We start from the raw sequence: 11351 nt of genomic DNA, 5'->3' as shown, positions 1-11351 counted from the left end.
TGAAACCCCTATCTAATCCATTTATAAATTTAAAGCATCTCTCGACCGCCTGAGCGGGTCGCCATTCTAACCAAGTTATCCACATCTGTCATGACAAAATCAGCAAAATCTCTCAAAAAAGGAATCATTAAACCTGAATTTAAATTTAAATGCGGTGTGGATAAGTTTATCCGCAAGGTGTGGATAAAATATAGCACAAAGTTATCCACAAAGTATTGAAATCATAAAAACATGGATATCCACAATCCAAAATTTTGTTTTATAAAGTAAAAAATAGGTTTTCAACAGAAAAACGCTTCCCTAATAATAATAAATTTAAATTTATAAATTTGAATTTATTTATAAGAGCCGCTGCAACTGTGGATAATTCAATCAGAGTTTAAATTTAAATTCAAAACTCAGAATTCCAAAATTAAACAGCATAGCTTGTGGATAATTGTGTGAATAATATTGTTAACAACTTATTAGTCAAGTATAAACAACCATTTATCTTGTGTATGCTTTGTTTTGTTCAATCAATCAGTACGTTGAGCTCAAGCCTGCTGAGAGAGAAAAATTTAGGCTTATTTTGCAAGAAACCGTGTTTTTCATTGACAGCTCAAGCAATGAGCACTAAAATCGCGGACCTTTATAGAAAGATCATTTTTGGAGTTTCGATATGAAACGTACATTTCAACCATCTGAATTAAAGCGTAAGCGCGTTCATGGTTTCCGTGCTCGTATGGCTACTAAAGCTGGTCGTCAAGTATTGGCTCGCCGTCGTGCAAAAGGTCGTCACAGCTTAACTGTTTAATACAGTCACGCTGAATCGACTCTTGGGTGTTATGACAACACTTTATGGCTTCAGCACAGAGTTGAGATTACGCTGTGCTGCCGATTATAAAGGTGTGTTTGATGGTGCGCTTTTTAAAGTGCATCAACCCCATTTCTTATTTCTTGCAAAACATTCCGAACTGCCGAATAGCCGTTTGGGTCTTGTCGTTGCAAAAAAGAAAGTGCGTCGCGCACACGAACGAAATCGAGTAAAACGACTTGCTCGCGAAAGTTTTCGCTTACACCAACAGCAATTAAATGACTTAGATATTGTGGTCATGCCCAAAGTTGGGATAGATACGGTATCTAATGCGGAATTGCATCAGCAATTACAATTTGCTTGGCAAAAGTTGCAACGTCTTGCCAAAAAGCATTCAAAAATAGCTCCCTCCCCACAAAAGTAGAGATGGCCAATGGTACGTTTACTGCATTGGTTGATACGTTTCTATCAGATCGCGATTAGTCCTTTATTGGGACCACGCTGTCGCTATATTCCAACATGTTCTCAATATTCTTTGGAAGCAGTGCATACGCATGGTGCTGTACGTGGTGTGTGGCTGGCAACAAAACGTATTTGTCGTTGTCATCCGTGGGGTGGTTCGGGCTATGATCCAGTCCCGCCAAAAGTCATTCGTTTTATTTCATTTCAGCAAATAGATTCTCAAACGCATCACATTCATGTACCCTTTCGTGATCGTTTATTGAACCAAAATCACTCTAACCACTTGGGGTAATAGATATGCAACAATGGGCCAGGTTTGCAATTCTCGGGGCCATGTTTGTCGTCGCATATTTGCTCATTTTGGCGTGGCAAAAAGATTATGGAAATGCTGAAACAGCACCGCAGCAAAAAACTGCCGTTGTTTCGCATGAAGTATCTGCAGATTTGCCGAATGGCCAAACGGCTACAGCAGCTTCTGATGTACCGCAAGCAAATATTCCTGCACAGCAAACAACCGATGCCACAGCACCTGTAAGTCAGCAGCTTATTTCAGTACAAACTGACCTTTATCATCTTTGGATCAATCCGAAAGGTGGTGATATTGTTCGTGTTGAATTACTCAATCATGACAAAAATAAAGACAGTGACGAACCTTTCGTCATGCTGGAAAGCGATGCTAAGCGCACCTATGTCGCGCAATCTGGGTTGATCGGGCTGAATGGTCCAGACAGTAGCCGTAATGGCCGCCCAAGCTATGAAATTGAAAAATCGACTTATAGCTTAGCCGATGCCAAAGAAAGCAAAAATAAAGCGGGTGAAACAGTTAAAACTTTAACTGTCCCAATGGTATATAAAACTGCCGATGGTGTAGAAATCATCAAAACCTTTAGTTTTACTGAAGGTGAATATCCTGTGCTGGTGAATCACAAGGTGATTAACCGCAGCAGCCAAAACTGGCAAGGTCAGATGTTTGGTCAGCTAAAACGGGATAATTCAGACGATCCTGGCAAGTCAGATCAAGGTATTTTTACCTTGGGGACTTTCCTTGGCGGCGCATGGGGAACACCTGAAGAACACTACAACAAGTTGAAATTTGAAAATTTTAATGATGAAAAATTGAATGTTGAAGCGACTGGCGGTTGGGTGGCAATAGTTCAGCATTACTTTGTGAGTGCTTGGGTTCCGGGTCAGTTAAAATTGACACAGGCTGATGGTCAACCGTATGCAGCAAAGTTGGAATCACGTAAATCTAGCGATGAAATGAACATTATTGGCTTTACCTCGCCAACCATTAATGTGCCTGCAGGTACGGTGGCAGAAGTTGATGCGACCTTCTACTCTGGTCCAAAAATTCAGTCTGAATTGAAAGATTTGGCTACAGGTTTGAACCAAACTGTGGATTATGGCTGGTTATGGCCAATTGCAAAATTATTGTTTATTGGTTTGCAATTTTTCCATGGCTTAGTGGGCAACTGGGGTTGGTCAATCATCTTATTAACCATTCTTGTCAAACTGATTCTTTGGCCGTTATCGTCTAAGAGTTATCGTTCTATGGCGAAAATGCGTGTGATTGCACCAGAAATGCAGCGCATGAAAGAGGAATTTGGCGAAGACCGGATGCGTTTCTCGCAAGAAATGATGGCACTTTATAAACGTGAACAAGTAAATCCACTGTCTGGTTGTTTGCCATTGTTATTACAAATGCCAATTTTCCTTGCCTTGTACTGGGTATTGATGGAATCGGTAGAGTTACGCCATGCACCGTGGTTAGGTTGGATTCAAGACTTATCGGCAATGGACCCTTGGTTTATCTTACCATTGTTGATGGGTGTGACCATGTATGTTCAACAAATGTTGAACCCACAGCCAACAGATCCAATGCAGGCAAAAATCTTCCGCATTATGCCTGTGGTATTTACCGTGTTCTTATTGTTCTTCCCTGCAGGTTTAGTCCTGTACTGGATTGTCAACAACTTGATTACGATTTTGCAGCAAAGCTTGATCAACAAAAGTGTTGAAAAAGACCGCGCTAAACGAGAAGAAACAACTCCAGCCAATTAAGTATGGCTGAGCTGCTGAATAAATCCGCTTAAGATGGTAATCTTAGGCGGATTTTTCTTTGCATGTATTTTGAAAGTTTTAGGTGAATTTTATGTATAACCGCAGCACCATTGCCGCAATCGCGACTCCACCTGGCCGTGGTGGTGTGGGGGTGATTCGCTTGTCGGGGCCAAAAGCCTATGCGATTGCCGCAGCCTTGACTCAAAAAGACTTGCCCAAAGCGCGTTATGCAGGTTTTCGTCATTTTTTCGATGCAGCCGATGAAGTTATGGATGAAGGTTTGGTGATTTGTTTCCCAAATCCTCATTCATTTACTGGCGAAGATGTAGTGGAACTACAAGGGCATGGTGGACCAGTGATTCAAAATGCCTTATTGGCACGTTTACTGGAACTCGGCGCAACGGCTGCCAAAGCGGGTGAATTCTCGATGCGCGCCTTTGAAAATGGCAAGTTAGATTTGGCGCAGGCCGAAGCCATTGCCGATTTAATTGATGCCACCTCACAAGCCGCTGCGCGTTCTGCAGTGCGCTCCCTTCAAGGGGCTTTTTCCACCAAAGTGAATACCGTGTTGGAACAGTTAATTCACTTACGTTTGCATGTTGAAGCTGCCATTGATTTTCCTGAAGAAGAAATTGACTTTTTGGCTGATGGGAAAATCCTCAAATTACTAGATGAAGTGGCTGCTTCTGTGACTGCTGTGCAACAGTCTGCGCGTCAGGGACAATTGTTGCGTGAAGGTTTACAGGTGGTGATTGCAGGCAAACCCAATGCGGGTAAATCCTCCCTACTCAATGCCTTGGCTGGCATTGAACGTGCGATTGTGACCGATATTGCGGGCACTACACGTGACGTATTGCATGAAAAAATTACCTTGAATGGCTTACCAATTACCCTGACTGATACTGCAGGTTTACGTGAAACAGGTGATATTGTGGAGCAGGAAGGGATTCGCCGTGCGATGAAAGAAATTGAACAGGCAGATTTATTGTTATTGGTCTATGACTTGAGTCAAAACGAAGATCCGTTGCAATTGGCACAGCATTATTTTGCTCATCATATTGAACCGAAGCGCTTAATGTTAATTGGCAACAAATGTGATTTAACTGGTGTACAAGCTGCAATCTCAGATTTTAATGGTTTTAGACATATTACTGTGTCGGCCAAGCAAGAAACAGGTGTTCAATCGCTCATAGAGGCGATTACAGCGCATGCAGGCTTTCAGCCCGAAGAAGATACCTTTATTGCACGTACTCGTCATTTAGATGCAATGAAGCGCACGCAGCAGTATTTGGCTGAGGCACGTGAGCAATTGGTGGTCTATCATGCGGGGGAATTGGTGGCCGAGTCATTACGTCTTGCGCAAAATGCTTTGGGTGAGATCACTGGCGATTTCTCTGCAGATGATTTGTTGGGTAAGATTTTTGGATCGTTTTGTATCGGAAAGTAATTTCAATTTAAGTCTATATTCTAGTAAATTCTAATAAGTTCCAATGATAATTAAATAGCATTAAGTTTTAATAGCTTAGTGCTTTTTTTATGTCTTTTTATTGTTCCAATATGTTCTATACGTTCATCTAGTGCTATGATTTTTTTAGTCACCTACTAGCTACGTGACAATAAAACCTTATTTTTATGCCTGAGTGACTAGAATCATGCCAAAGATAAACGGCCTGTTTTTCTCTACTGATAGAGAGATTCAAAACCTTAAACCACAGGACAAGCGATATTCAGTTAAAGACAAGCTGAATAATGGGCTGTTTATTGAGGTTAAGGAATCAGGCGTTAAGTCGTGGCACTATCGTTATTCACTGGCAGGCAAGCAAGAACGGCTTGTTATAGGTCGCTATCCTGATCTATCTCTTAAAGATGCTAGACAGATCAGAGATGAATCCGCCTCATTGGTGGCTAAAGGTATTTCACCTAAACAAGATAAGGCAAAACCTAAAGGCATTTTGTTTAAGGACTACGGCGAACGCTATTTAAAAGAAGTCATTAAAAAAGACCGTAAAGACCCTTACAACATGGTTTTATGCCTGAGCAATGATATTTATCCGATGATGGGCCACATTCCATTAGATCAGATCAGTATTGAAGATATACGCCGTACTATATGGCGCAAAAAAGAACAGGGATATGATGCAGCAGCTAACCAAGTCAGAGGCTTGTTAAAGCGCATGTTTGATTATGCAATGACTTTGGGCCTTGTACCTTATAACCCTGTTTTGGCTATCCCATCACGGCACGTACACAAGGCAAAGCCTAGAGATAGATATTTAAGTACAAATGAAATCCGCACCTATTACACCACCCTCCTAAACTCAAGAATTTACCGACCTAGAAAGCTGGGCCTTTTGCTGTCATTGCTTACATTGGTTAGAAAGTCAGAGCTATTGAGGGCTAAATGGGAGCATATCGACTTTGGTAGCCGTATATGGCTTATACCTGAAACAAAGGCCGACAGTGCGACAGGCCATAGCCGTGAAATGGTCGTTTATATGTCAGATCAGGTTATAGAGATATTTAAGGAACTTAAAGCGATTGCAGGCAATGAGCCTTTTGTATTTGTAGGCAGAAAGTCAGGTACTCATATCAGCCATAACGCTTTTAATACGACGCAAAAGGCAGCACTGGCACTAACAGACTTGCCACCGTTTACCGTGCATGACTTGAGAAGAACCGCCAGCACCCATTTAAACGAGCAAGGCTTTAATAGTGATGCAATCGAGGCTTGTTTAAACCATACAGCCAAAGGTGTAAGGGGTGTATATAACAAGGCCAAGTATGAAAAAGAACGCATAGAGATGATGCAGAAATGGAGTAATCATATTTTTAGTGTGATTTATGAACCGAATTTGATTTTTTTTAATCAGGCTAAAGGAGCTTAATTGTATCTAATTGTAACTTGCTGAATATTTTAAATTATTGAGAAATAGTGAGCAATGATGAGAAATAATTATAAAAGGTTATAAATGGCTATCGTTTTTATGGCCTTAAAAAGGTCGGTAAACACCACATTGATGGTGCTTCACGACAGCAAATAACGCACTTGTTTGGGAAAGAGGTAGTCATTTACTTAAAAGATAGTTAAAGTAAAACAATGAATTCAGTAGGAACTATTTATAGAATTCATGTCTGATGCGTTTATTCTGCTAACCACAGAACAAATCTACAGACAAAGAAAAAGAGCCAGGCAACACCACATTGCTTGACCCTTTTTTTGGAACAGGTGGCTTTAGCAACACCACATTGCTAGAAGCCTAATTTTTTAACTTTGCCGTGACTGGCACAAATTAGGAAACCCTAAAATGTAAAAACAAAGTTAGCAGCTCAGAGAGCTTATCGACCAGAAAATGCACACGTGCATCGCCTAGTCGTATCAATGATATTAGTAAACTTATATGTATTAGTAAACAATTTGTTTAACTCTTTAAACATTGTTGGAACTAATTGAATGTGTATAGTGACTATATTTAAGTTCTATGTAGCTAATAAAAAATAACTTTTTTCTCATTTTACATTCCTGTTTTGTGTCTAGGCATCCCCTTTTTAAATTATTAAGGAATGTTTAGATGACTTTATCTAAAGAACAACAAACCGAAAACGTCCGTTTAATCCGCCGCAAAGAAGTACAAGCCAAAACAGGCTTAGGTGCATCGTCAATTTACGCAATGATGCAACAAGGTACATTCCCCAAAGCTGTCAATATTTCCGAGCGCCGTGTCGCTTGGATTGAATCTGATGTAGACCAGTGGATTAGTGAGCGCATAGCCAGTCATAGAGCCACCATTGCAACGATGGAGGCCTAAGCATGAAGAACAACAACCAGCAGCATATAAACCCTGAGTTTTTCAAAGCCTTTGATCATTACAAAGCAATGGTGAAACAGTTCGGCGAAGAACACCCTATAGCTATGCAGGCTTTTATGCTGGCCTTTGAGTATTCCCCACAATGGATGAAAGACGAAGCCTACGCAATGGCTGAGGAGTATCTACCCAAGCCAAGCGGATACCTAGACAACGGCGAACCAGTCTACAACCTACAGGACATTGCCAAGCACAACGGCGTACCTTTTGAGCAGGCAGAACAAGACCTTTTGCAGATGATGCAGCAGCGCAAAGAGCTAGGCCTATCCACTGACGGCGTTTTAATCAATGCCGTCGTCCACAAAATACAGTGAGGCCAGACAATGAAAGACCTATTTATTGATCTAATCAAAGGCCTATTGATGGGCGCATTTTTTACTTTTTTATTTGTTGCGATTGCAGTTTTAGGGGGCTTTTATCATGTCTAAGACCTACACCCCCCAGCGATTCACACGGCAACCATGCAACCCAGCTACAACCACAGCAAAGGGATTAAATAAGGCATTACTCCCCGACCCTATAGAGTACCTACAGGCGCGCGGCTACACCCTTAAAGGGCGTGGCTTATGGCGTGAAATGGTATGCCCGTTTCATGATGACAGCAAACCAAGCCTACGCATCAACATACAAAAGGGATGCTTTAAATGTATGGCATGTGAGGCCAAAGGCGGCGATCTAATCGCATTTCATCAAAAGCTAACAGGCAGAAACTTTGTAGAGGCTTGCAAGGATTTAGGCGCATGGGAGGCTGAACGATGAACGATTTATTCAATCTGGACGCATTGCACCAACAAGCCCAGCGTTACGCAAAAGACCTAGCCCAAAAGCAGGCGGCAAAGGGTTTTAGCTTTATCAAATTGCATTGCTATACAGATCAGGACGGAACGCCGATCTATTGGAAAATCCGCCTTAAAAATCTGGCTACGGGTAAAAAACTGATATGGCCTATCTCTAGTGGCGAGCATGGTTTTGTCATGAAAGAACCAGAGGATTACAAAGCGGCTTACCCAGATGGCAACGGTAAAAAGCCGTTATATGCCCTTGATCGAATCAGCCAAGCCCCAGCAGATGCCGAGGTATGGATATTTGAGGGAGAGCAAAAGGCCGACCTTGCCAATGATTTAGGACTATGTGCGACAACATGCGGCGGCAGCCAAAGCATAAACCGAACGCATTTAGAGCCACTGGCAGGGCGTAAAGTGGTTATCTGGCCAGACAATGACGAGGCAGGAACGAGCTATTTAGACAATCTTGGGGAAGCATTAACAGCATTAGGCTGTAAGGTGCAGACCATAGAGTTAGAGCCGCTAGAATTGCCGCAAAAGGGCGATGTTGTGGATTGGGTAGAGATACGCATTAAAAAGGGCTTAAATACCGATAGAAGCGATATAGAAGCCCTTGAAAGGATGCTCTTTAAATTACCAGAAGAACAACCAGCACAGGCCAATAATACGCCAAATCATGCCAAGCATCTAGCCGAGCCGATGAAATGGGAGGACGGCCATTTTCATATTTTGGAAGATGGGATTTTCTTTATTGATGAAGATAAGAACGGCAACCAGTACAAGCGTTTTATCTCTAGTCCGATTCTGGTTATAGCCAAAACACGAGATGATACTAGCAACAATTGGGGCGTATTGCTGCAATGGCTGGACGATAACAAGGTAAAGCATACTCAAGCCTTATCTATGGAGCTATTCCAGACTGACGGCGCGGAGCTACGCAAAGCCCTAGCCTATCAAGGCGTAACCATTTCGACTAATAGTAAAGGCCGTAACCTGTTTTCGGATTATCTGGCCAACTACCCTACTGCTATGCGCGCCTTATGTGTTGATCGTGTAGGCTGGCATGGTGAAGTTTTTGTATTGCCACATGAGCGCATAGGACAAAGCAGCAACGGCGATCTAATTGTATATCAGGCTAATCATGGGCTAGATAATCGCTATCAAAGCAAAGGCACATTAGAGCAATGGCGGAACGATGTAGCCCAATTGGTGCAGAAACATAGCAGACTTGTTTTTGCTTTATGTACTGCATTTTCTGGCCAACTGTTAGACCCATTGAACCAGCAAGGCGGCGGCTTTCATATCAAGGGCGGTTCATCCAAAGGCAAAAGCACGGCCTTAAATCTGGCTTGTTCTGTATGGGGAAATCCAAAGCATTTTTATAGAACGTGGAGAGCCACAGGAAACGCCTTAGAGCATACCGCCTATATGCACAATGACAGCTTTTTAGTGCTGGATGAGATCGGAGAAATCGCCAACCCTAAAGAGCTGGGCAATATTGTTTACATGCTATCGAATGGACTAGGCAAAGGCCGCATGACTAAACAGATTACAGCCAAGCCAGTACACCAATGGAAAATCATTTTTCTTTCTAGTGGTGAAAAAAGCCTTAAAGAAATCATGCAGGAGCAAGGCCAAAAGACCAAGCTAGGGCAAGAGATCAGATTAGCCGATATTGATATAGACGAATCGGAATATGGCATTTTTGACTGCCTAGACTTTGCCGAGGATGGGGCGAAGCAATCCATAGAGCTTGCAAGCCGCTTAAATCAATCCTACGGCGTGGCTGGCATTGCATGGCTGAATTACCTAACCAGCAACAAAGCCGAGCGTATAGGAGAAGCTAGAGAGCTTTTAGACCAGTATCGCCAAGCCTTAACCGTGAACCAGTCGCAAGGGCATATTGTCCGAGTGGCTAACTACTTTGCATTGGTGGCAACGGCTGGGGAAATGGCGACAAGTGCAGGCATTACAGGCTGGGAAGCTGGCACAGCATTTAACGCCGTGCAAATGGTTTTTAATCAGTGGTTAGGTGGCTTTGATCAGATCGGCAATTTTGAAGATAGGGAGATACTGGCACAGGTTAAGGCATTTTTTGAGGCGAACGGATCGAGCCGCTTTGAGTGCATTACACCTGACCCGATACACCCCGAAAAGATTAACAATCGTGCAGGCTATTGGAAGATCGAGGGCGGCGAAAAGGTGTATCTGGTTTTTTCCGAGCAATTCAAAAAGGAAATATGCAAAGGCTTTGATTATCGCAAAGTGGCCAAAGTCTTAAAGGCTAACCAGTGGATTAACTGCAATGCAAAGGAATATCAAAAGAGCGAACGCATACCAGATTTTGATAAGCCGATGCGAATGTATGTATTTAATGGGGCTATGTGGTCATGGCATGATAACGAGAATAGCCATAATTCGATACGTAACATACGTAACACACGTAACAGCCTTGATACACAAGGCTTTCAGCCGTTACGTAACACGAAAATCGAATACGTAACACACGTAACAAAAGACGTAACAGCAAATCCAATGCCTGACCCTGTTACGTATTCTGAGCCTGTTACGTATTGCGAAAATCAAACACGTAACACCGCAAACCCTAGTAATGACGGGCTTGTTACGGCTGTTACGTCTGTTACGTCTAAAAATAATGGTGTCCGTGATTTATTAGGCGAACCCGTACACCCTGAACCAGCAAAGCAGGAGCAACCAGCACCCAAAAAACAGGCAAAGGCCAAACTGCCACAGCCTGAACCAATGCCAGCCAATGACGATACTTTAGACCTGTTCGGGGGGATGCTATGAATACTCAAAAGGCCTTAGAGGTTTTGCAACTGGCGAAGCAATACGGATGCAAGCTAGAACTAGCCCCACCTGACAAGATCAGATATAGCAGCCAGCAAAGGCCACCCGAACACCTGTTAGAGGAGATCAAGTTACATAAGCCCGTCTTGTTGGAATATCTCAAGCATACAAGCCGTGATTTATCTGTATTGGTGAAACGTGCTTTTGATGGGTATGACTACTGTTTAAAACAGGTGCAGAAACAGGCGCGCCGTGATGGTGTGCCTTTGAGCTTTGCCCGTGTGCCTGTCATGTTCTGGCGATCTACCGTTAAAACCGTTCTACAGATCAATGATGCAGAAATGGGAATCATTGAAAGGCTATTGATTCAGGATGGCCAGCTTAAATACTTGGACAGAGCCGAAACCATACTTACAACGGATGAACAGGAGCAACAGGAATACATGCCAGACGATGCAACAGGCACGGCGTTTAACAATTGGCTGTATATGCCTCAAGAGTTTATTTACTGCTAATCGCTACCCTAGCCCTATGCTGTGAATGGCTGGGGCTTATCCAGATTTAAGAGATTAATCA

Annotated in this window: 11 protein-coding genes; all 11 read left to right on the top strand. The window is 42.7% G+C overall.

The genetic code is table 11. From position 1 onward, the window contains the following. The first annotated feature begins 658 nt into the window (after positions 1-658). The 11 genes from rpmH (at position 659) to AC0T5Z_RS13540 (ending at position 11290) form a co-directional block, all read left to right on the top strand. Positions 659-793 (top strand): 50S ribosomal protein L34, encoded by a 135-nt coding sequence (gene rpmH, locus AC0T5Z_RS13590; protein WP_000831329.1) that lies wholly within the window; start codon positions 659-661, stop codon positions 791-793. A gap of 31 nt (positions 794-824) precedes the next feature. Beyond that, positions 825-1217, top strand: coding sequence for a ribonuclease P protein component (gene rnpA, locus AC0T5Z_RS13585; protein WP_096902024.1), 393 nt, complete (start codon positions 825-827; stop codon positions 1215-1217). A gap of 9 nt (positions 1218-1226) precedes the next feature. After that, a complete protein-coding gene (gene yidD / locus AC0T5Z_RS13580; protein WP_096902021.1) occupies positions 1227-1547 on the top strand; it encodes a membrane protein insertion efficiency factor YidD in 321 nt (106 codons plus the stop codon). 5 nt (positions 1548-1552) lie between these two features. Further along, on the top strand, positions 1553-3316 hold the full coding sequence (yidC, locus tag AC0T5Z_RS13575) for a membrane protein insertase YidC (RefSeq protein WP_096902018.1): 1764 nt from the start codon (positions 1553-1555) through the stop codon (positions 3314-3316). Positions 3317-3407: 91 nt separating this feature from the next. Beyond that, positions 3408-4763 (top strand): tRNA uridine-5-carboxymethylaminomethyl(34) synthesis GTPase MnmE, encoded by a 1356-nt coding sequence (mnmE, locus tag AC0T5Z_RS13570; protein ID WP_096902016.1) that lies wholly within the window; start codon positions 3408-3410, stop codon positions 4761-4763. A gap of 205 nt (positions 4764-4968) precedes the next feature. Beyond that, entirely contained in the window at positions 4969-6201 is a 1233-nt protein-coding gene (locus AC0T5Z_RS13565) for a tyrosine-type recombinase/integrase (RefSeq protein WP_435337583.1), read from the top strand. A gap of 684 nt (positions 6202-6885) precedes the next feature. After that, the gene (locus AC0T5Z_RS13560) at positions 6886-7122 is read left to right on the top strand and encodes a helix-turn-helix transcriptional regulator (protein WP_435337582.1); all 237 of its coding nucleotides are present in this window, start codon (positions 6886-6888) and stop codon (positions 7120-7122) included. 2 nt (positions 7123-7124) lie between these two features. Further along, positions 7125-7493, top strand: a complete 369-nt coding sequence (locus AC0T5Z_RS13555) for a hypothetical protein (RefSeq protein WP_435337581.1) — start codon at positions 7125-7127, stop codon at positions 7491-7493. 106 nt (positions 7494-7599) lie between these two features. Next, positions 7600-7938 (top strand): CHC2 zinc finger domain-containing protein, encoded by a 339-nt coding sequence (locus tag AC0T5Z_RS13550; protein ID WP_151709585.1) that lies wholly within the window; start codon positions 7600-7602, stop codon positions 7936-7938. Next, on the top strand, positions 7935-10775 hold the full coding sequence (locus tag AC0T5Z_RS13545) for a DUF927 domain-containing protein (RefSeq protein ID WP_435337580.1): 2841 nt from the start codon (positions 7935-7937) through the stop codon (positions 10773-10775). The genes AC0T5Z_RS13550 and AC0T5Z_RS13545 overlap by 4 nt, the downstream gene beginning before the upstream one ends. Beyond that, positions 10772-11290: a hypothetical protein gene (locus tag AC0T5Z_RS13540; protein WP_435337579.1), complete on the top strand. Its 519-nt coding sequence runs from the start codon at positions 10772-10774 to the stop codon at positions 11288-11290. The genes AC0T5Z_RS13545 and AC0T5Z_RS13540 overlap by 4 nt, the downstream gene beginning before the upstream one ends. Positions 11291-11351: the final 61 nt, after the last annotated feature.

The organism is Acinetobacter pengchengensis, from assembly GCF_982235305.1.
The sequence above is the reverse complement of the archived record's forward strand: the minus strand, read 5'-3'. Positions and strand labels throughout refer to the sequence as shown.